The sequence below is a fragment of the Bradyrhizobium sp. STM 3557 genome (assembly GCF_045571465.1).
GTDB lineage: Bacteria > Pseudomonadota > Alphaproteobacteria > Rhizobiales > Xanthobacteraceae > Bradyrhizobium.
Genome location: NZ_CP120697.1, coordinates 3636662 through 3656760, shown reverse-complemented (window position 1 = coordinate 3656760; position 20099 = coordinate 3636662). Strand labels below are relative to the sequence as shown.

At 64.2% G+C, this 20099-nt stretch carries 17 protein-coding genes; 2 read left to right on the top strand and 15 right to left on the bottom strand.

The window, feature by feature from the left end; all coding sequences use genetic code 11:
• Positions 1-72: 72 nt before the first annotated feature.
• Both dnaE and P6U24_RS16535 read right to left on the bottom strand, forming a co-directional pair.
• Positions 73-3603, bottom strand: coding sequence for a DNA polymerase III subunit alpha (dnaE, locus tag P6U24_RS16540; RefSeq protein WP_407160132.1), 3531 nt, complete (start codon positions 3601-3603; stop codon positions 73-75).
• A gap of 517 nt (positions 3604-4120) precedes the next feature.
• On the bottom strand, positions 4121-4864 hold the full coding sequence (locus tag P6U24_RS16535) for an outer membrane protein (protein WP_407160131.1): 744 nt from the start codon (positions 4862-4864) through the stop codon (positions 4121-4123).
• 293 nt (positions 4865-5157) lie between these two features.
• Here P6U24_RS16535 and P6U24_RS16530 point away from each other — a divergent pair, with 293 nt between their 5' ends.
• The gene (locus tag P6U24_RS16530; RefSeq protein WP_407160130.1) at positions 5158-5508 is read left to right on the top strand and encodes a DUF3551 domain-containing protein; all 351 of its coding nucleotides are present in this window, start codon (positions 5158-5160) and stop codon (positions 5506-5508) included.
• Positions 5509-5598: 90 nt separating this feature from the next.
• On the opposite strand, the gene P6U24_RS16525 is transcribed toward P6U24_RS16530, so the two are convergent.
• Entirely contained in the window at positions 5599-6348 is a 750-nt protein-coding gene (locus tag P6U24_RS16525) for an outer membrane protein (protein ID WP_407160129.1), read from the bottom strand.
• A 371-nt stretch (positions 6349-6719) separates the two neighbouring features.
• Complete coding sequence (locus tag P6U24_RS16520) at positions 6720-7502, bottom strand: helix-turn-helix transcriptional regulator (RefSeq protein WP_407160128.1); 783 nt, start codon at positions 7500-7502, stop codon at positions 6720-6722.
• 150 nt (positions 7503-7652) lie between these two features.
• Here P6U24_RS16520 and P6U24_RS16515 point away from each other — a divergent pair, with 150 nt between their 5' ends.
• Positions 7653-8732, top strand: a complete 1080-nt coding sequence (locus tag P6U24_RS16515; RefSeq protein ID WP_407160127.1) for a zinc-binding dehydrogenase — start codon at positions 7653-7655, stop codon at positions 8730-8732.
• Positions 8733-8745: 13 nt separating this feature from the next.
• On the opposite strand, the gene P6U24_RS16510 is transcribed toward P6U24_RS16515, so the two are convergent.
• The 11 genes from P6U24_RS16510 to P6U24_RS16460 all read right to left on the bottom strand — a co-directional run bounded on the left by P6U24_RS16510 (position 8746) and on the right by P6U24_RS16460 (position 20059).
• Positions 8746-9450, bottom strand: coding sequence for an ABC transporter ATP-binding protein (locus P6U24_RS16510; protein WP_407160489.1), 705 nt, complete (start codon positions 9448-9450; stop codon positions 8746-8748).
• Between the two features lie 7 nt (positions 9451-9457).
• Complete coding sequence (locus P6U24_RS16505) at positions 9458-10738, bottom strand: lipoprotein-releasing ABC transporter permease subunit (RefSeq protein ID WP_407160126.1); 1281 nt, start codon at positions 10736-10738, stop codon at positions 9458-9460.
• 98 nt (positions 10739-10836) lie between these two features.
• Complete coding sequence (proS, locus tag P6U24_RS16500; RefSeq protein ID WP_407160125.1) at positions 10837-12156, bottom strand: proline--tRNA ligase; 1320 nt, start codon at positions 12154-12156, stop codon at positions 10837-10839.
• A gap of 309 nt (positions 12157-12465) precedes the next feature.
• The gene (locus tag P6U24_RS16495; protein WP_407160124.1) at positions 12466-12978 is read right to left on the bottom strand and encodes a TlpA family protein disulfide reductase; all 513 of its coding nucleotides are present in this window, start codon (positions 12976-12978) and stop codon (positions 12466-12468) included.
• Positions 12975-14213 (bottom strand): sialidase family protein, encoded by a 1239-nt coding sequence (locus tag P6U24_RS16490; RefSeq protein ID WP_407160123.1) that lies wholly within the window; start codon positions 14211-14213, stop codon positions 12975-12977. Before P6U24_RS16490 ends, P6U24_RS16495 begins: the two co-directional genes overlap by 4 nt.
• Entirely contained in the window at positions 14210-16591 is a 2382-nt protein-coding gene (locus P6U24_RS16485) for a TonB-dependent receptor family protein (protein ID WP_407160122.1), read from the bottom strand. The genes P6U24_RS16490 and P6U24_RS16485 overlap by 4 nt, the downstream gene beginning before the upstream one ends.
• 89 nt (positions 16592-16680) lie before the next feature.
• Complete coding sequence (locus tag P6U24_RS16480; protein WP_407160121.1) at positions 16681-17133, bottom strand: DUF2946 family protein; 453 nt, start codon at positions 17131-17133, stop codon at positions 16681-16683.
• 36 nt (positions 17134-17169) lie between these two features.
• Positions 17170-17706, bottom strand: a complete 537-nt coding sequence (locus P6U24_RS16475; protein ID WP_407160120.1) for a copper chaperone PCu(A)C — start codon at positions 17704-17706, stop codon at positions 17170-17172.
• Positions 17707-17727: 21 nt separating this feature from the next.
• A complete protein-coding gene (copD, locus tag P6U24_RS16470; protein ID WP_407160119.1) occupies positions 17728-18672 on the bottom strand; it encodes a copper homeostasis membrane protein CopD in 945 nt (314 codons plus the stop codon).
• 14 nt (positions 18673-18686) lie between these two features.
• Positions 18687-19040, bottom strand: coding sequence for a copper resistance protein CopC (locus P6U24_RS16465; protein WP_407160118.1), 354 nt, complete (start codon positions 19038-19040; stop codon positions 18687-18689).
• Between the two features lie 2 nt (positions 19041-19042).
• On the bottom strand, positions 19043-20059 hold the full coding sequence (locus tag P6U24_RS16460) for a hypothetical protein (protein ID WP_407160117.1): 1017 nt from the start codon (positions 20057-20059) through the stop codon (positions 19043-19045).
• Positions 20060-20099 lie beyond the last annotated feature (40 nt).

Genomic DNA, 20099 nt, shown 5'->3' with positions numbered 1-20099 from the left:
TCGCATCATGACATCGCGTGACGACGCAGCGTGGCAGGACTCCGCCAATCCGGTCGGATGACATCGACTGCATCACAACGTCTGCACGTCGACCACGCCGGTCACGGCCTTGATGGCGCCAGCAATTTGTGGCGAAACCTTGAAGCGGCCCGGAAGTTTCATTTCGACCTCAGTTTCGAGATCGAGCATCATCACCAGCGACACCTCGCCATCACCTGCGATGGGGCGCGCGCCGTTCGGAGCTGCGCTGCCTGCGGGCGCCTTCGCCATTGCACCATTGCCATTTCCCGCCGCTTCCGGCCCCTGCAGGCGCTTGACGATGGAATCGAGCGGCTTGGTGTCGCGCAGGAAGATGCGCAGGCCCTTCTGCGTCTTGGCCGCGGCGGCGTCGAGCGGCTCGGCATGCAGCACGCGCGCACGCACGTCCTCGCCCTGCAGTTCGGCGCCGAGCTGCAACAGCACGGCAGCGCCCGGCTCCAGCACATCGCGATATTGCGCGAGTCCTTCCGAGAACAGCACTGCCTCGAAATGGCCGGTCGGATCGGACAGGCCCATGATGCCCATCTTGTTGCCGGTCTTGGTGCGGCGCTCCATGCGCGACACCACGGTCGCGGCCACCTTCCCCGCGGTCGCGCCGGTCTTCACCGCGCGCGAAAACTCGGCCCAGCTCTGCACGCGCAGCCGCTTCAACGCAGTGGCGTAGTCGTCGAGCGGATGGCCGGACAGGAAGAAGCCGATCGCATCATATTCGCGCCGCAGCCGCTCGGCCGGCAGCCAGTTCTCGATGTTCGGCAGCACGATGGTGGGCGCGTCGGCGGCATTGCCGAACATGTCGTTCTGGCCTGAGGTCTCCGCCTCATGCGCGCGCTGGCAGGCCGCAACGATGGAATCGGCACCGGCAAACACGCGTGCCCGGTTCTTGTCGAGCACGTCGAAGGCGCCGGCCGCTGCCAGGGTTTCGATGATGCGCTTGTTGATGGCGCGCGGATTGACCCGCGCGGCGAAATCCGCGAGCGACTTGAACGGCCCACCCTTGTTGCGCGCCTCCACGATCAGCTCGATCGCCTGCGGCCCGACCCCCTTCAACGCGGCCAGCGCGTAGAAGATGGTGTTGCCGCTGACCTCGAAGGTCGGTCCCGACCTGTTGATCGAGGGGGGCTCGACCTTGATGCCGAGCCGCTGCGCCTCGGAACGAAATTCCGACAGCTTGTCGGTGTTGTTCAGGTCGAGCGTCATTGACGCTGCGATGAACTCGACCGGATAATGCGCCTTCATATAGGCGGTGTGATAGGACACCAGCGCATAGGCCGCGGCGTGCGACTTGTTGAAGCCGTAGTCGGCGAACTTTGCGAGCAGGTCGAAAATCGTATCGGCCTGGCTCTTGCTGACGCCGTTCTTGGTCGCGCCCTCGACGAAGCGGACGCGCTGCTTGTCCATCTCGGCGCGGATCTTCTTGCCCATGGCGCGGCGCAGCAGGTCGGCTTCGCCGAGCGAATAGCCACTCATCCGCTGCGCGATCTGCATCACCTGCTCCTGGTAGATGATGACGCCGAAGGTCTCTTTCAGGATCGGCTCCAGCAGCGGATGCAGATATTCCGGCTCCTCCTCGCCATGCTTGCGTGCGCAATAGGTCGGGATGTTCGCCATCGGGCCCGGCCGGTACAGCGCGACCAGCGCGATGATGTCCTCGAACCGGTCGGGGCGCATGTCGATCAGCGCCCGCCGCATGCCCTGACTTTCAACCTGGAACACGCCGACCACGTCGCCGCGCGCCAGCATCTGGTAGCTCGGCGCATCATCGATCGGCAGCGTCGGCAGATCGACGTGAATGTCACGCTGCTTGAGCAGCTTCACCGCGACGTCGAGCACGGTCAGCGTCTTCAGGCCGAGGAAGTCGAACTTGACGAGGCCTGCCGGCTCGACCCATTTCATGTTGAACTGGGTCACCGGCATGTCGGATTTCGGGTCGCGATAGAGCGGCACCAGCTCGCTCAAGGGCCGGTCGCCGATCACGATGCCGGCGGCGTGAGTCGAGGCATGGCGCGTCAGGCCTTCGAGGCGCATCGCGATGTCGAAGGCGCGCGCCACCACCGGATCCTCGTCGCGGAAGGCCTGCAGCTTCGGCTCGCCCTCGATCGCAGCCGCGAGCGTCACCGGCGCGGCCGGGTTCTGCGGCACCAGCTTGGTCAGCTTGTCGACCTGGCCATAGGGCATCTGCAGCACGCGGCCGACGTCGCGCAGCACGCCGCGCGCCTGCAGCGTACCGAAGGTGATGATCTGCGCCACCTGGTCGCGGCCGTAGCGCTGCTGGACGTAGGAGATCACCTCGCCGCGGCGGTCCTGGCAGAAGTCGATGTCGAAATCCGGCATTGAGACGCGTTCGGGATTGAGGAAGCGCTCGAACAGCAGCGCGAATCGCATCGGGTCGAGATCGGTGATGGTCAGCACCCAGGCGACCAGCGAGCCGGCGCCCGAGCCGCGGCCCGGCCCGACCGGGATGCCGTGCGCCTTGGCCCATTTGATGAAGTCCGACACGATCAGGAAGTAGCCCGCATATTTCATGCGGGTGATGACGTCGAGCTCGAAGGCGAGCCGCTTCTGGTACTCCTCCTCGGTCATCCCGGGCGCAAGACCATGCACCTTCAGCCGACGCTCCAGACCCTCCTCCGCCTGCCGCTTCAGCTCGGCGGCCTCAGCACTGGCGGCATCCGCCGCATCGGTGCCGGCGCCGACTGTGAACAGCGGCAGGATCGGCTTGCGCGTCCGCGGCCGGTACGAGCAGCGCTCGGCGATCTCGACCGTGGACGCCAGCGCCTCCGGGATGTCCGCGAACAGCACCGCCATCTCGGCCCGGGTCTTGAAGCGGTGATCGGGCGTGAGCTGCTCGCGCTCGGTGTCCGCGATCAGATGGCCGCCGGCGATGCACAGCAGCGCATCATGTGATTCGTAGTCGTCGGCGGAGGCAAAATACGGCTCGTTGGTCGCGACCAGCGGCAGACCCTTGCCATAGGCGATGTCGATCAGCCCGCCCTCGACCCGGCGCTCCCGGTCGGTGTTGTGGCGCTGCAACTCGACATACAGGCGGTCGCCGAACAGGCTTGCGAGTCGCTCGCATCGTTGCCCCGCCAATACCGCCTGATCGTGCTGGATCGCCAGCGAAATGGGACCGTCAGGGCCGCCGGTGAGCGCGATCAGGCCATCGACGCCGTCCTTCAGCCAGTCGAACTTGATGTGCGGCGCCTGGTGCGTCGGCGTCTCCAGGAATGCGCGCGAGTTCAGCCGCATCAGGTGGCGATAGCCCTCCTCGCGCGCGGCCAGCAGGACGATTCGCGACGGCGCGGTCAGAGCCGCGGCATGGCGCGCGTTCGGATCCAGATCGCCGAAATCGACCGCCAGCTCGCAGCCGACAATCGGCTGGATGCCGTAGCCGGCCATCTTGTCGGAAAATTCCAGTGCACCGAACATGTTGTCGGTGTCGGTCAAGGCCAGCGCCGGCTGCTTGTCGGCCTTCGCGAGCTCGCCGAGCTTGGCGATCTTGATCGAGCCCTTCAGCAGCGAATAAGCGGAATGGACGTGGAGATGGACGAATCCGGCGCTGGACATGCTCGCCTTGACGCTTGCGGGGCCACGAGGTGGGCGATCCGCCGGGAACTATGGAAACGTTTATTCGCTTCCCTGCTCCCGCCGACTCGCGCCCGCATGATACCGGACCGCGGAAGCTGGAGTCCGCCGCGGCGCGCCGCTGTCCGGATTTTCAACAGGACACGCCGCGAGATTAGCCCAAGCGACGAAAACTCAAAGCTGCGGAATGATTTGCGCCCACAGCGCGATCATCCCGACGAACAACGTGATCGACGCCAGCGCGGCGGCTTCCTCGACAAAGATCTTCAACATCGCGACCTCCCTGACTAAGAACATAGAGAGAACAATGTTCCTTTTTCGTTCTCAGGTCAAGCGCCTCATGCCAGTCGCTCGCCGCCGCGAGATCGCGTGGTTAATGCGGGTGATTCGCGCGGGCCAGTCGGCCAATGGAATCGGCGCATGAAAAAACCCCGGCGCGAACATCGCGCCGGGGCCTTTCGATCCGCCGTCAAAAAGGTGGTCGAGTCTCGTACCGGGATCAGTACTTGGCGACGATCGGGCCGCCGAACCTGTAGTTGATCCGGGCCGTGAACAGGTCCACGTCCTGCTTGATGCTGTCGCTCTGGGTGAACCCAGCACCAACGAAGGTGACGTTCTGACGATCCATGAACATGTGATCGTACTCGAAGCCGAGCGACCAGTTCGGCGCGAAGCCGTACTCGACGCCGGCGCCGACCACGCCACCCCAACGGGTGTTGCTGGTCGAGGCGAGCACACCGCCGGTCGCGCCGGAGATGATTTCGTACTTGCTGTCGGTGACGGCAGCACCGCCCTTGGCGTAGAGCAGCACGTTGTTGATGGCATAGCCGATCTGGCCGGTGAACAAGCCGAACGCATCGATCTTGGTACGGTTACGATCCGGTGCGAAGATGTTGCTCACGTTGCTGCCGGAGACGTCCGCCCAGTTACCCTGAGCTTCGATGCCGAACACCCACGGGCCGGTCTGCCAGCGATAGCCGATCTGGCCACCGACGGTACCACCCGACGCGTCATGGGAACCTTCCGCTCCGGCGGCCGCAAGGCCGTTGAAGCTGGTGAGATCCCAGCTGTTGTGGCTCCAAGCACCACCACCGTTGACGCCGATGTAGAAGCCGCTCCAATCGTAGATCGCAGCAGCCACCATCGGCGGCGCTTTCGTGTAAGGACGCGCGGCGAGATCCGCAGCCTGCGCGGCGGAGCCGAGCGCAACGAGTCCCGTCGTGATCAGCAGAAGTTTCTTCATACGATTAGTCCAGTTCCAGTCTTGAGGCCCCCAGGCCGTGACACCCCGTCTTAACGATCTCAGTCACAATTGCTGTAGCCTGACGGTCACAGTGAGCCGGAAAGCCGGCCGTTCATGTTTGCGGATTTTGTGTGACTTCACAAGTAGTTGATGGAACCTTTGTGCTTGCATTCGTCCCGGCCTGAACTACACAGGCGAAGAGCTCTCGCGCGGCGCGGCGGCTGGCCAAATGAGGCGGCTCTGTGGCATGCGTAGTGTCCCTTGCGTCAATATGTCCACGGAGGATTCTCTCGATGCGTGCCGCACTTCTTGCAGCCCTAGCCATTGGTGGATTGGCGATGGGCGGATTGTCGCTCGTGCCGAGCGGGCCGGCGCATGCCGTCGGCATCCGGCATGCGTTCTGCCTGCAGGGCGACGAATATCCGGGGCTGAGCTACTGCACCTTCGACACCTACGCGCAGTGCCAGGCGACCGCATCGGGACGGCTCCTGCAATGCATCGCCAATCCCTATTTCGCGGGCGTGAGCGATGATCCGCGCGCGACGCCCTACCCCTATCCGCAGCGGCAGCGAATCCGTCCGCGCCCGCCGGCACCCAATCCGTTCGCGCCGCTGCCGAATCTGTTCGAGTTCCAGGAGGACTGACGCGCGGCAGATTCGCGCGCAAAAAATCTCCCGCGCACAAAAAAGCCCCGGCCGATGCCGGGGCTTTTTCCGTCGTGAGTGGCCGACAGCTCAGTGAAACAGGCCCGGCCCGCCGAACCGATAGTTCAAGCGCACGAGGCCGAGGTCGGCGTCCTGCCCGATGTTGCGGGCGGTGGTCGGCATCGCGCCGGCGGTGGTGGTGAAGTTGAGGTTCTTGTTGTCGAGGAAGATGTGGTCGTACTCGACGCCAAGCGACAGGTTCTGCGAGATCCCGTATTCGACGCCGGCGCCGACCGTCGCACCCCAACGCGTCGTGTTCGCGGAGCTGAGCTGGGCGCCGGTTGCAGTGTTGAATGTGTTGTACTTGTCTCCGACCACGGCCGCGCCGCCCTTCACATAGCCGAGCACATTGTTGAAAGCGTAGCCGACTTGTCCGGTGAACAGTCCGAAATCGTTGATGCGCGAACGATCGGTAATGGCTGGATTGAGCAGGTTCCTGTTGCTGCCGCTGAAATCAGCCCAATCGCCCTGGGCTTCGAGGCCGAACACGAAGTTCGACATCTGCATGCGATAGCCGAGCTGACCGCCTACCGCAGCGCCACTCGCGCTGTTGCAGCCTTCAGCGCCGCCGCCGACAAGCCCCCAGCAATTGCGGCTCGTACCGCCGCCGGCGTTGGCACCGATGTAGAAGCCGCTCCAATCGTACACGGTGGCGACCACCGCAGGCGGCGCCTTGGTATAGGGAGCCGGCGGCGCTCGCCTTGCGAGATCGGCTCCGAGTGCAGGAGCCGCTGCGGCAACTGCGCCGGCTCCGATCGTTGCGAGGACAAGCTTCTTCATCGTCGACTCCGTATCTTTCTTTCCAAAGTCCCCAAGCCCTGAGTTGTTCAGAAAGTATCCGGCGGCTTCAGGCGCCGATGCGTGCGCGCGCTCCCGCTGAGATGCGAGAACCACGCCGCGTGAAGTAGTTTTGCTTTCGGGCATTTGTGGGATTCGGGAAAAGCCTGCAAATCCAGGGCTCAACATCACTGACAATAAGAGTTCCATTCACCTGCGTGGAGGAATCATGACGCTGCCATCGGCGAGCCATATTGCGGCATGCAGGCAACACCAGCTACATGGCATCGAATCGGACGTTGCAGATGTGCAACGATTAGTTCCCATCTCGCTCCAGATGTGGCGAACGCATGGCGCCCGTTCTCTATGCGCAACTACACGGGCGAGGCCGCCGTGTAGATCGTCAGCTTCAGCGCCGGCTCGTCATTGGCCTGGAAGCTTGCATACTGCAGGTGCAGCGCGCCCTGCTTCGGATGCTGCAGCAACTTTCGGCCGTCGCTCGCGCCGCGAATGTCATGCGCCTTCCACCAGGTTGCGAATTCGCGGCAGCCGCTGCGCAGTCGCGCCAAGAGATCGATGAAAGCGGGATCACCGGCCCACAGATCATGCGCGGCACGAAACTGCATGACCATCCGTCTTGCTTCATCCTTCCATGTCTTGCCGAACAGCGCGCGGGCATGCGGGCTGGTGAGAACGAGGATCAGCGTGTTGCGCTCGTCCTCTCGGAGCCGTCCGAAGCCGAAAATCTCCTCGGCGCTCGCATTCCATGCCAGCACATCCCAGCGGCGGCCTGTGATGTAGGCCGGCTGGTTCAGGCTCTCAACTAATCGCCGCAGATGCGCCGGCACGATTTCGCGCACGAATGGAGCACGATCTACATCGCGTGCGAGTGCGCGCAAATGCGCGTGCTCGGTTCTGTTCAGGCGCAAAGCGCGCGCCAGCGCGTCGATCGTGGTTGCCGACGGATTGACGGTGCGGCCCTGCTCGAGCCGGATGTACCAATCGACGCCGATACCGGCGAGCTCGGCAACCTCCTCGCGACGCAGTCCGGCGGTGCGCCGCCGTCTTCCATTCGGCAGGCCGACCGCCTTTGGCGTCAGTCTCTCCCTCCGTGAGCGCAGGAAATTGCCGAATTCGGCACGGCGGGGATCGCTCATGTCAGCTCCTCCTTCCGGATCGCTCATGCCAACTTTCCGGCATCCGAAGCGACGATCATGGGCCTGATAATCCCAGGATAATACCAGGCCTTCCAGGCGGCAGCCTAGCCGGTCAGGCTGGCGCCATCCAGCCCCGCAATGGAGGACGTGATGAAAGCCGCAATACTCAAAGCGTTCGGATCGCCGCTCGCGGTCGAGACCGTTCCCGATCCTGTGCCCGGCACCGGCGAGGTGGTCGTCGATATCGTCGCGGCCGGCGTGCTCTCCTACACCAGCGAGGTGTTCAGCGGCGCGCGCAAGTATTTGTTGGAGCTGCCGGTCATCCCCGGCGTTGGCGGCATCGGTCGTGTCAGCTCCGTGGGTCCCGACGCGACCAAGCTTGCGATCGGTGACTGGGTGTTCTGCGATCCCACGGTGCGCTCGCGCGACGGCGGTCTTGCGCCCGACATCACGCTGCAGGGCTGGAGCGCGCGCGGACCCGGCGGGCTGAAGCTGCAGCAGCATTTCCGCCACGGCTCATTCGCGCAGAAGATCATGGTGCCGACTGAGAACGCCAAGCCGATCGGCCCCATCACCGAATCCGAGGCGGCGCAATGGTGCGCGCTCAGCACCCTGCTCGTGCCCTATGGCGGCTTTCTCGCCGCCAATCTGCAGGCCGGCGAGACCGTGCTGGTGAGCGGCGCCACCGGCAAGTTCGGCAGCTGCGCTGTGGCAATCGCGCTGGCGATGGGGGCCGCTCACGTCATCGCGCCCGGCCGCAACGAGGCTGTGCGCGCCGATCTCGTCAGGCGCTTCGGGGAGCGCGTGCGCACCGTCAAGCTCACCGGCAACGAGGACGACGATCGCGAACGTATGAGGCAGGCCTCACCGGCGCCGATCGACTGCGTGATGGACATCATGCCGCCGTCCGTCTCGACGAGCGTCGTGCGCGCTGCGCTGATGACGGTGCGGCCCTATGGTCGCGTGGTGCTGATGGGCGGCGTCGGCATGCTCGGCGGCGCCGGGCTCGAGCTTCCCTATCCCTGGATCATGCGCAACTGCATCACGATTCACGGCGTCTGGATGTGTCCGCCGGATGCTCCGGTGAAGCTGGTGCAGTTGATCCGGGCCGGGCTGCTGCGGCTGGATCAGTTCGCCGTCACGAGCTTTGCTCTCGATCAGGTCAACGAGGCGGTGACGCATGCCGCCGAGCATGCCGGACCATTCAAAATGACGGTGATCCGACCCTAGCCGCGTTAGCCGCTCAGTCGAGCTCGACGACCTTGCCGCCGACGATCGAGACGCGGCGGTCCATGCGGCCGGCGAGCTCCATGTTGTGGGTCGCGATCAGCATCGCGACATGGGTCGCCTTGACGAGCTGCATCAGCGCGTTGAAGACATGATCGGCGGTCGATGGATCGAGATTGCCGGTCGGCTCGTCCGCGAGCAGCACGCGCGGCGCGTTGGCCACCGCGCGCGCGATCGCCACGCGCTGCTGCTCGCCGCCGGAGAGCTCGGCCGGGCGGTGCTTGATGCGCTCGCCAAGGCCGAGATAGGCCAGGATCTCGGTCGCCCGCTTGACGGTCTCCGACCGCTTCAGGCCGCGGATCATCTGCGGCAGCATCACGTTCTCCAGCGCCGAGAATTCCGGCAGCAGGCGGTGGGACTGATAGACAAAGCCGATATCCGTGCGGCGGATCTGGGTGCGCTCGATATCGGTCAGTTGTGAGGTCGGCACGCCCGAGACATAGACCTCGCCCTCATCGGGGGTCTCAAGCAGGCCGGCAATGTGCAAGAGCGTCGACTTGCCCGAGCCCGAGGGTGCCACCAGCGCCACCGACTGCCCCGCCCACAGCGCGAGCTTGGCGCCGTCCAGGATGGTCAGCGGCACCTCGCCCTGCATGTACTGGCGCTTGATGTCGTGGAGGTAGATGACCGGTACATCTTCCGCCGCCCCCTGCTCGTCCATCATGGCCTCACTCGTAGCGGAGCGCTTCGACCGGATCGAGCCGGGCGGCGCGCCATGACGGATAGAGCGTGGCGAGGAAGGACAGGGTCAGCGCCATGATCACCACCGCGAGCGTCTCGCCGAAATCGACCTCCGCCGGCAGCTTGGAGAGGAAGTAGAGCGTGGGCGGAAACAGCTCGGTGTTGGTGAGCCAGGAGAGAAACTGCCTGATCGACTCGATGTTCATGCAGATGAGCAGACCGACGATGAAGCCGGTCAGCGTGCCGACCATGCCGATCGATGCGCCGGTGATCAGGAAGATCCGCATGATCGAGCCCTGCGAGGCACCCATGGTGCGCAGCACGGCGATGTCCTGCCCCTTGTCCTTCACCAGCATGATCAGGCCGGAAATGATGTTCAGCGCCGCGACCAGCACGATCAGGGTCAGGATCAGGAACATCACGTTGCGCTCGACCTGCAGCGCATTGAAGAAGGTCGAGTTGCGCTGGCGCCAGTCGACCACGAAGATCGGCCGGCCCGCCGCTTCCGTCACAGACTTGCGGAACATCTCGATCTGGTCCGGATTGCTGGTGAAGACCTCGATCGCGGTGACGTCGTTGTTGCGGTTGAAATAGGCCTGCGCCTCGGCCAGCGGCATGAACACGAAGCTGGAATCATATTCGGACATGCCGATCTCGAACACGGCCGCGATCCGGTAGGGCTTGATGCGCGGCGTGGTGCCCATCGGCGTCACCGCGCCCTTCGGCGAGACCAGCGTGATCATGTCGCCGGCATGCAGCGACAGCAGGTCGGCGAGACGCTTGCCGATCGCAACCCCCTGCCCCTCGTCGAAGCCTTCGAGCGAGCCCTGCCTGATGTTCTTGGCAATCGAAGTCAGGTTCTGCAGATCCGCCGAGCGGATGCCGCGGATGAAGACGCCGGAGGCGTTGAACGGCGAGGAGCCCAGCCCCTGCCCGTCCACGACCGGCGCGGCGAGGCGGACGCCCTGCACCTGGCTGATGCGCTCGGCCACGTCTTTCCAGTCGGTGAGCGGCGATTCCAGCGGCTGCACCAGGAGGTGGCCGTTGAGGCCAAGGATCTTGTCGAGCAGTTCCTTGCGGAAGCCGTTCATCACGGCCATCACGATGATCAGCGTGGCAACGCCGAGCATGATGCCGAGGAACGAGAAGCCGGCTATGACGGAGATGAAGCCTTCGCGGCGGCGCGCGCGCAAGTAGCGCCCGGACAGCATCCATTCGAAGGGTGCGAAGGGCGCGGTATGCACGGGTTCGTTCACGGTCTCAGCCATCGCTCGATCATCCCATGATTCGGGCCAAAAGTGGCCGGATTGGCCGCGCGCGTGACGACCGCCGGTGGATAAGCGGCGATCACTGCGAAACGCGCGTATCAGCCCGCCAGCCGCGCCACCACATCGCTCGGCGACATCATCTCGCGCGCGCCATCGCTGCGCGTCTTCACCTCGACCTTGCCCTCGGCCAGGCTCTTCGGTCCCACCATGATCTGCCAGGGAATGCCGATCAGGTCGGCGGTGGCGAACTTAGCCCCAGCACGCTGCTCGGTGTCGTCATAGAGCACGTCGACGCCCTTGGCCTGAAGCTCATGATAAAGCTTCTCGCAGGCCGCATCGGTGTCGCTGCCGCCTTGCTTCAGGTTGAGAATGACAGCACGGAACGGCGCCACCGCTTCCGGCCATTTGATCCCGGCATCGTCATGGCACGCTTCGATGATGGCACCGGCCAGTCGGGAGACGCCGACGCCATAGGAGCCGCCATGGATCGGCACTTCGGCGCCATCTGGCCCCGCAACCAGCGCCTTCATCGCATCGGAATATTTGGTGCCGAAATAGAAGATCTGCCCGACCTCGATGCCGCGGGTGTGGACCCGCCGCTCCGCCGGCACCTCGTTCTCGAAGCGCGCCGCGTCGTGCACGTCCTCGGTCGCCGCATAGAGCGAGGTCCACTCTTTGATGATCGGCATCAGGTCGCCGTCATAATTGACGTCGTCGGGCGGGATCGGCAGATCGAGCACGTTGCGGTCGCAAAAGACCCCGGACTCGCCGGTCTCGGCCAGCACGATGAACTCATGGCTGAGATCGCCGCCGATCGGCCCCGTCTCGGCACGCATCGGAATGCCCTTCAGCCCCATGCGCGCGAAGGTCCGCAAATAAGCGACGAACATCTTATTGTAGGCACGCCGCGCGCCGGCCTCGTCGAGATCGAAGGAATAGGCGTCCTTCATCAGGAATTCACGGCCGCGCATCACGCCGAAGCGCGGGCGCTGCTCGTCGCGGAACTTCCACTGGATGTGATAGAGATTAAGCGGCAGGTTGCGATACGACTTCACATAGGCGCGGAAGATCTCGGTGATCATTTCCTCGTTGGTCGGCCCGTACAAGAGCTCGCGCTTGTGGCGGTCGCTGATGCGCAGCATCTCCGGACCGTAGGCATCGTAGCGCCCGCTCTCGCGCCAGAGATCGGCGAGCTGGAGAGTCGGCATCAGCAGCTCCAGCGCGCCGGCGCGGTCCTGCTCCTCGCGCACGATCTGCTCGATCTTCTTCAGCACCCGAAAGCCCAGCGGCAGCCAGGCATAGATGCCGGCAGCCTCCTGCCGCAGCATGCCCGCGCGCAGCATCAGCCGATGCGAGACGATCTCGGCTTCCTTCGGGTTTTCTTTCAGGATCGGCAGGAAAAACCGCGTCAATCGCATGGGATAGGCCTTGAGATTCGCTTTTGGCTGCGCAGTCAAAGCGGATCGGACGGCAAAACACAAGACTATCGTTGAGAATTACAGGCTAAGCGTTCGATTTTTCAATCGTTTTGGCGGTTCCGCTGAGCCTGAAGATGAACCGAGTCCGCCGCGATTTTACGGCAAAGCGATGTCCGCGCCGTGCTCCGGGCCGATCCGGCCGAAATTGCCGACCGGGGCGTCGAGCCCAATATGCCAACGCTCGCGGCAGCAGCGGCGCTCGCTCGACGCCGCTGCGTGCCAGCACGGCCGGCCTGACCGACAACAACCCTATCGTCGCGCGCCCTGCCCCGCCGACCATTTGTCCAAATCGGATATGTCGGCAGTTCCCTCGATCGTGGAGATCGCGCCATCACGTCCGATCAGCATCGTGCGCGGGATGTCGCCTTGCCACGACGGATCGATCTCAAACCGCAGGCGCTCGACGTAACCATCGCCGAAAATGAAATTGTCCGCTGACGCGAGGCCAGCCTTGTCGAGCATCGCTTGCGTCGCGTCCGGCAAGTTGGGAACGAGGTCGGCGCTGATCGTGACCACGTCGATCCCGGGGTGGTCTTTCATGAACTGTCCAAGCTGCGGCAGCTCGACCTTGCAGGGACCGCAGGTGACGCCCCAGAAGTGCACGAGCGTCGGACGGCCGGCATGGGCACGCAGCACCTCGCGCCAGCTTCCGCGCTCGAACGGCTTCAAAGGCGACGGGGCAGCGAAGCTCGACATAGCCAACAGACCGACCACCATTGTGACCAGCAGGCCCGCCCCCGCGGCCCATAGATAGCGCTTCATGTCTGGTCTCCGATCGGTTGGAAGTGATAGCCATCCGCCTTGGTCATCCAGGACAGATAGACCTGGCCGCCATTTGCGACCAGCAGCGGATGATCAGAGGAATCAGCCGTGCTGGCGATCGCCTTTGGCGTCGACCAGCTCTGCCCATCGTCATGCGATTGCATCAGCCTCACCACGGTCTTGTCGCCGTCGAACTCCTTCCAGACCATCGAGGTCAGACCGCCGGTCGCCAGCACGTAGGGCCGCGCCGGATTGTGGTCGGCCAGACCGATCGGCATCGGCTCCGAGAAGCTACGTCCGCCATCGCGCGAGCGAGCATAGAACAGCCCTTTGCGAACCTTGCCGTTCGTGTACCAGGCGACGTGATAGACGCCGCCGGGCGATATCGACAGGCTCGGTCCATGATGCGGGCATGCCTTGATCTGCCAGTCGTCGGTGCTCACGCGATCGATTGCGCCGGGAGTCGCGAGGTCCTTGAACGTGGTGATGGCGTGATCGCGGACGCCGCCGTCGAAGATGTTCCTGAACACCACGACGGGCCGTCCGGGACCGGCAAAGGCGATTCCCAGCCGGCAGCATTCGCAGGTGTTGTCCTGCGCCATCTTTGCCTCGGTGTAGCTGGCGCCGCCGTCTCGTGAGGACGCGAAGAACAGAGCAGCCCCGTCGTAGCTCCTGCCCGCCTCCTTGGCCGGAACGCGATTGCGCTTGTCGAGCCAGGCGGCGAACACCGTGCCATCATCGTCGAGTGCCAGCGCCGCGAAGCGCTGGCTCTCATTGTTGGCCGTGATCGGCCGCGGCGGCGCAAAACTCTTGCCGCCATCGTCCGAGCGCGTGAACAGCACCTGACCGTTGAACGACTGGTCGCGAAAGATCGAGAACGCCAGCGCGATGCCGCCCATCCGATCCACGACCAGCTTGGGCCGCGCATCCGGACCCCAATCGAGATCGAGCGGCTGCGTGGTGACCGGCACGGGTACGGACAATGTCTGCCCCGCATCCTTCGAGCTCGCGACAGAGATGCGTCCACCGGCCATCCAGGCCAGCCACAACGTCCCATCAGGCGCGAACGCGGGCGTGACCTTGGTGGCGCAGCGCAGGTCGCTCCCTTCGCAGGCGGCTTCGGTGGCGTGCTGGTGACTCATCTGAGCAAAGACAGGAGAGTGCAGCATCGCCGCTGCGAACGCGCCGGCAAAGCTGGCGCCGAGAAATGATCGAATCTTGGGACGCGCCCTCATTTGAATGCCACCTTCATGCCCGCCACGAAGGCGCGCGGCGAGCCTGCGTAGATCGTCCCAGTGTTCGCCAGCCCTTGCAAACCACCGGCTAACACCGTGTTCGACAGATTGTTCGCGGACGCGATGTAGGTGCGGTCGAACAGGTTGCGGACCTCGAAGAACAGATTCAGCGTCTTGAAGGTGTCCGATGCCAGCTCGGTCTTGTAGTGGACGTTCAGGTTGACCAGCTCGTAGCCGGGCGCCTTCAGCAGATTGGCATTGTCCATGTAGAACGAGTCCTTCCACTGGACTTCGACAAAGGCGCCGAGACCGGCAAATCTCCCGCTATCGTGATCATATCCGACCCGTGCTGTGAGCTCATTCGGAGAGATGCCTGGAATCTTGTTGCCGGCGCGATTGAAGTTGAATAGCCCGCCGGACACCGAACCGAGACTTTCACTGTATTCCGTATAGACCTCGTCCAAATAGGTGTAAGCGGCAGTGAACCGCCACCCCGGAAGGAACTTCCAGTCGGCGGCTACCTCGACGCCGCGATGTTCCGAGCGCGGCGCATTGAACGCGTATGTCGTATTGGTCTGAACCGTGCCGGCCTGCGTGACGATTTCGTTGCGGAAGAATTCGTAGAACCCGGTCGCGCTCACGGTCAGCGCAGGATTAGGCGTCCAGTCCAAGCCCAGATCATAGCCGAGATTGGTTTGGCTCTGGAGCTTCGTGTTGTTTCCTGCCAGTCCCGTGGAGGCGACGAACAGATTCGAGACCTGCGGGGTGCCGTAGCCGGTGCCGACGCGGGCACGCAGCAGCCAGTCGCTATTCACCTTGTAAAGCAGCGCCAATTCGGGTGCCGAGTTCTGAAACTGACGGTCCGTCGCGATCACCTGCCCGACGCTGCCCGCCGTGGTATAAGGCGTGTTGATGCCCCGCAACCGGGTCGCCTCCCAGCCCACGCCTGCGACGACCGTGAGCGCCGAGGTCAGCTTGAGTTCCTCCCGCGCGCGCACGCCATAGTTGGTCGTCTCACTGAACAGATTATTGGTCAGGCTGCCCAGCGTCGCATTACCACCGGGCATCACGTTGCGCGTGTCGCTCGATGCGGTCAGCGTGTTGTAGAACGCGCCGAAGAACGCGGTCGACTCCAGGCCGAAGATCTCGCCTCGCCTGGTGATGTCGCTCATGTAGTTGTAGGACGGGAAGTCCCCGATCGTGCTGGTCGATCCCGTCGGCTGGCTGATGTTCCGATCATCGAATGTGAACTGGTTACGCCAGGTCGTGTCGTTGTCGAAGTCATGCTCCCAGCGTCCGCCGACTATGGTCCTGCGATCGTTACGGCCGAGTCCAGCCTGCAGCGCCGTTTCCTTGTCGGTGTCGGCTGCATTGTTGAGACCATTGTTGAACAGCGTCACGGTCGGGCAGCCCACCGCTACCGTTGCGCCAGTCGTGCAGCCCAATTGATAGGGGTTCTGATAGTATTGGCTGATGGTCTGCCGGATCGGCAGCCGCGTGAACAGGTCGTTGTTGATGATCTTGACCGTGAACCGGTCGTCCGGCGTCGCTTTGTAAGTGCCGAGGAAATTGACCGTCTGGGTATTGAACCAGCTGTTGCCGAGAAAACCATCGCCCCGTGCATCGCTTGCAAACAGCGAGGCCTCGAAATTCCCGACCTGCTTTCCGAGTGTCATGTAGTTGTTCAGATAGCCGAAGCTGCCGCCCTCGCTGCCAATCTCTGCGCCATCGATGCTGGCTCCGGGCCGGGTGCGGAAGTTGATCGCCCCACCTGTGGCGTAGTTGCCGTAGAGCGCCGATGACGGACCGCGGATCACATCGACCGCGCCATAAGCGTGCGGGTCGATCAAGTCGGTCCGTGACAGGCCGTCGGGTTGCGTGACGGGAAAGCCGTCGTCGAACACGACGATGTTGCGGATGCCGAAACTATTGCGCGCGTTGGAGCCGCGGATCGAGATGCCGAAGTCACGCGGGCCATTGCCCTGCTTCAGCGAGACGCCTGGACTTTCGCGCAGGATATCGCTCACCGAGAAGGCCGGCCTGTCTTCGAAGCGGCTGCGATCGATCGTGGTTGCGGTCTGCCCGGCGGGCGCCTGATCGAGCCTGCCGCGCGCGACGCTCGCGGTCTCCGGCACGTTAAGCGCTGTGGCGCTTGAGCGCGAGCTGACCGACCCCGGTTGTGTCTGGCGAACGCGCGCCGCGGCTTGGACCGGCCGAGCGGCCGGCTTGTGCGCGCGAGTCTGCGGGCGCGGCGCATCGACCGTGACCGGTGGCAGCTCTGTGCCAGTGGACTGAGCAAACGCCATCGGGAGTGGCGGCAACAGCACCGCCTCGGCCGCGATGACGCTCACACCGGCGAGGGCATGACGACAAAACATATTCCAACCTTTCCTGACCCGGACTCCACGCCGGCCATGTCGAACAACGAAGGCGCGGGCCGCATGCCCTCGCCATTGCCAAGTTGACGTCAGGAAAGGATCGGTGGCGCCCGCGCCTGCGCATTCGAGCCGGCGTGGGCGCGCGCAAGGATCAGCGCGGCGCCCAGCCAGGTGATCCGGATAGTCGCGAGATGGGGGACGACCAGCGCCGGCGCCGGCGGCGCGTCGAGCGCCCCGCCGGCATGCAGCACGCAACAGATCAGGCAATCGATGCCGCAGGCGTGCTGGTCGCCACCTTGATTGGCCGGCGCGGGAGCGGCATCGGGATCGCTGTGGCAGATTTCGCTTCCGCGCAGCGGGTCGGCAAAGGCGGCCGCAGCGAGCCAGGCGGCGCCGATCGGGGCTGCGATCTGCATGAGCAGCGCGAGCAGCGCGATCGGCAGCCATGATTGCAGGCGGCGCCGCCGCGCAGCGACGGCACCCATGCGGGAACGGCCGCCATGGGCAGCGTTCCGCATCGAGATGACATCACCGCGCGACATCGACTTGCCTGACCTCGGACGTTACGAACGTTGCCGCTACATCTTCATTCCCGAATGATCGGGCATTTTCTTCATCATGCCGCCGCTGTCCCCGCCCGGCCCCTTCGCACCGACGCCCTGGACGTCGAGCGTCACTGCCACCTTGCCGGCCTTCTCGAACTCCAGCGTGAGCGGCACCTTATCGCCCTGCTTCAGTGGCGCCTTGAGGTCCATCATCATCAGGTGATAACCGCTGGGCGCCAGGGTCACGGTCTTGCCGGGATCGATGGTGAGCCCCTGTTCCAGCGGGCGCATGGTCATGACACCCTTGTTCATGGCCATCTCATGCACCTCGATCTTGCCGGCCGCATCACCTGAGACCGCAACGAGCCGGTCGGGAGCGCTGCCCTTGTTCTCGATGCTGAGATAGCCGGCCCCGATCTTGGCGCCGCCCGGCGTCGCCCGGCTCCAGGCCTGGCTGATGACGAGATCGCCGGCCTTCACTTCGTCGGCGCGCGCGGCCGCGCTCAATATCAGCAACGCCCCACACAGGACCGCGCCGATTGACCTGATCGTCAACTTAAGAGCTTGCATGTCGAATTCCTTTCTTCGTCCTCATGCAGTCAAGAAATGTGCGGCGGGATGCTGGGTCCCGAGCGCACCAACGAGTGCGAATACGGCAATCGCGAACACAAGCTCGATTGCCGCGGTGCTGATCAGCATCGCCGTGGCACGCTCCGTCGATGCGGTCGCCAGGCGAGGCGTCAGCCACAGCCTGTTGATCGTCGCCAAGGCCAGCATCAGGGCAAACAGCGCGAGCTTGATGATGAGCAATCGTCCATAGGCCGTCACAAGCAGCACGTGGAGCGAGCCGACCAGAATCCAACTGTGGATCGCGCCGGACACGAGCAACGTTCCGACGCTGGCGAGGCCGAGGATCGAGAAGCGCCGCACGGCCACCATTATGGCCGCTCGCGCCTCCGGGCCGCGCCCGAGCGCAACCAGCAGCAACACCAGCCCCAACAGCCCGCCGGTCCAGGCCGCAGCAGCCCAGAGGTGCAGGACATCGGCCGCAACATGCACGGCGCCCTCACCTCCGGCCGTCGCGCCGGCGTGCCCGGTCCAGGCGATGGCCCCGACAAAGCCAAGCGCGGCGGCCAACGCAAGCCGCTGCATCGCCGCGATCCCATCCAAGCCGAGACAAGCCGCGAGCACGATGAGGCAGAGCAAGCGCGCCAGCATGACCTGCCCGAATTGCGTCTCAACCAGCACGGTCCACAGCACATCCGGCGCGATCGCCTCACCGGGCGCAAGCCCGCTCATCGAGGCGGCCTGCAGGACGAACCATACAAATCCGCTCACGACGTCGACTGCGAGCGCAAGCCAGATGACGCGCCGAAGCCGCGATCCGATCACCCGCGCCTGCGGCATGGGAGACGCCGCCGGTGCGAGGACCGTCGCACCAAAGATCAGGACACCTGCCGTGATCGCGCTCGCGGCAAGATGCACTCCGCGCGCCGCAACCAGAGGCGCAGCAATGTCCGCTCCGAACCAGTCCATCGGGACATGCGCTCTTATTGGCCGACCTGGAAGGTGAAATTGCCGTCCGTCGTATGGGTATCGACCGAGAGCACATGCCAATTGACGTGGTAGGTGCCGGCTCCGCCGCCGCGCAGTGACACCGACATCTGGTTGCCGCTGACGCGCGTCTTGCCGCTATCGACTCGCTCGCCGGCGGCGTTCGTCACGGTGATCCTGCTGAAGGCCGGCTCGAGCTTTTGCGTGAACCACAGCGTCACCTCGCGCGGCGGCGTCGCGACTCTGTTGCCGACCCGCGGCTCAGCGTGATCGAGCTCGGCATGGGCGTGGGCGTCGACGGCAAACAACAGCACGAGGATAGCAGCGGCGACCATCGATATTCGGCGCATGATCAATTCCCTCCAAACGGCCGGGCCGGTGCGGCGGCATTGCCAAACAGTGGCCGGCCGATGCCGCGGGGATCGATGTCATCGAGATAGAAGTGCAATTGCGCGATCGCCCCGATATTGCTGCCGCTCTGCCGGTTGATCGGAATCAGCGCCTCCACACCGAACTGGTACTTGCTGCCGACCCAGATCACGCCGGGATTGATGGTTCCGGTCGTCAGGTGGCCCGACGTCAAGGTATTGGCGACCGGCGTCTGCAGATTGGCCTCGACCAGCGGAATCATTCGGTTGAAGAACTCGGGCAGGCCGAGATCGATCACGGAGGCCTTCAGGTAAGGCATGCTGTACTGCAACGTGCCGCCCCAGTTCAGGACCTTGGGATGGAATTCCGTGTCGGCCGTAAGCGCACCGCTGTCCGGATCGATGCCGAAGGTGGTGGTCGAATTGCGTCCGGGGATCGCATAACCCACCTGCCCGGTCACTGCCACCGGCCGCAACCACGACATCGTGTCCGGCAGGTCGCCGAAGCCTTTGCCGAAATAGACGGTCGGCGTGTAGGTGTTGAAGGGATCGGCGCCGACATTGGCCGCACCGGTGCCTCCCCACTCGACGCTGAGCCCGACCGACATCACGAACTCATGTGCGGGGTCCTTGAACAGCCTGTACTTGAACGTGGTCTCCAGGTTCTGAAAGCCGTTGGCGCCCGGCACGGTCGGATCGGTCGGATTGAGGAAGCTGTAGGTCGCACCGAGCGCGATCGCGAAATCCTCCGTGATCCGCTTGGAGAACTCGCCCGACACGTCGTGCTGCCGGACCGGCGGCGTGTCACCGGACTTGAAGGTATCGACAGTCGGCACGGCGAGCTCGTCATTGACGCCGGGATCGTCGACGCCGAGCGTTGCCGGGAAGAAGCGATTGCCGACGATCTCGTGCGCAAGGCTTGGGGCAACGAGGCTTGGCGCAAACGGCACGAGCGCGATCACGAGCCCGGACAGGCCCGTACGCCACGAACTGATAAACATGATGATCTCCGCGGATGCATCCAACATGAAACGGTGATTG

Bases quoted from the DNA above. Each gene is read 5' to 3' on its own strand.
- dnaE (WP_407160132.1), bottom strand. From the start codon at position 3,603: ATGTCCAGCGCCGGATTCGTCCATCTCCACGTCCATTCCGCTTATTCG.
- P6U24_RS16535 (WP_407160131.1), bottom strand. From the start codon at position 4,864: ATGAAGAAACTTCTGCTGATCACGACGGGACTCGTTGCGCTCGGCTCC.
- P6U24_RS16530 (WP_407160130.1), top strand. From the start codon at position 5,158: ATGCGTGCCGCACTTCTTGCAGCCCTAGCCATTGGTGGATTGGCGATG.
- P6U24_RS16525 (WP_407160129.1), bottom strand. From the start codon at position 6,348: ATGAAGAAGCTTGTCCTCGCAACGATCGGAGCCGGCGCAGTTGCCGCA.
- P6U24_RS16520 (WP_407160128.1), bottom strand. From the start codon at position 7,502: ATGAGCGATCCCCGCCGTGCCGAATTCGGCAATTTCCTGCGCTCACGG.
- P6U24_RS16515 (WP_407160127.1), top strand. From the start codon at position 7,653: ATGAAAGCCGCAATACTCAAAGCGTTCGGATCGCCGCTCGCGGTCGAG.
- P6U24_RS16510 (WP_407160489.1), bottom strand. From the start codon at position 9,450: ATGGACGAGCAGGGGGCGGCGGAAGATGTACCGGTCATCTACCTCCAC.
- P6U24_RS16505 (WP_407160126.1), bottom strand. From the start codon at position 10,738: ATGGCTGAGACCGTGAACGAACCCGTGCATACCGCGCCCTTCGCACCC.
- proS (WP_407160125.1), bottom strand. From the start codon at position 12,156: ATGCGATTGACGCGGTTTTTCCTGCCGATCCTGAAAGAAAACCCGAAG.
- P6U24_RS16495 (WP_407160124.1), bottom strand. From the start codon at position 12,978: ATGAAGCGCTATCTATGGGCCGCGGGGGCGGGCCTGCTGGTCACAATG.
- P6U24_RS16490 (WP_407160123.1), bottom strand. From the start codon at position 14,213: ATGAGGGCGCGTCCCAAGATTCGATCATTTCTCGGCGCCAGCTTTGCC.
- P6U24_RS16485 (WP_407160122.1), bottom strand. From the start codon at position 16,591: ATGTTTTGTCGTCATGCCCTCGCCGGTGTGAGCGTCATCGCGGCCGAG.
- P6U24_RS16480 (WP_407160121.1), bottom strand. From the start codon at position 17,133: ATGTCGCGCGGTGATGTCATCTCGATGCGGAACGCTGCCCATGGCGGC.
- P6U24_RS16475 (WP_407160120.1), bottom strand. From the start codon at position 17,706: ATGCAAGCTCTTAAGTTGACGATCAGGTCAATCGGCGCGGTCCTGTGT.
- copD (WP_407160119.1), bottom strand. From the start codon at position 18,672: ATGGACTGGTTCGGAGCGGACATTGCTGCGCCTCTGGTTGCGGCGCGC.
- P6U24_RS16465 (WP_407160118.1), bottom strand. From the start codon at position 19,040: ATGCGCCGAATATCGATGGTCGCCGCTGCTATCCTCGTGCTGTTGTTT.
- P6U24_RS16460 (WP_407160117.1), bottom strand. From the start codon at position 20,059: ATGTTTATCAGTTCGTGGCGTACGGGCCTGTCCGGGCTCGTGATCGCG.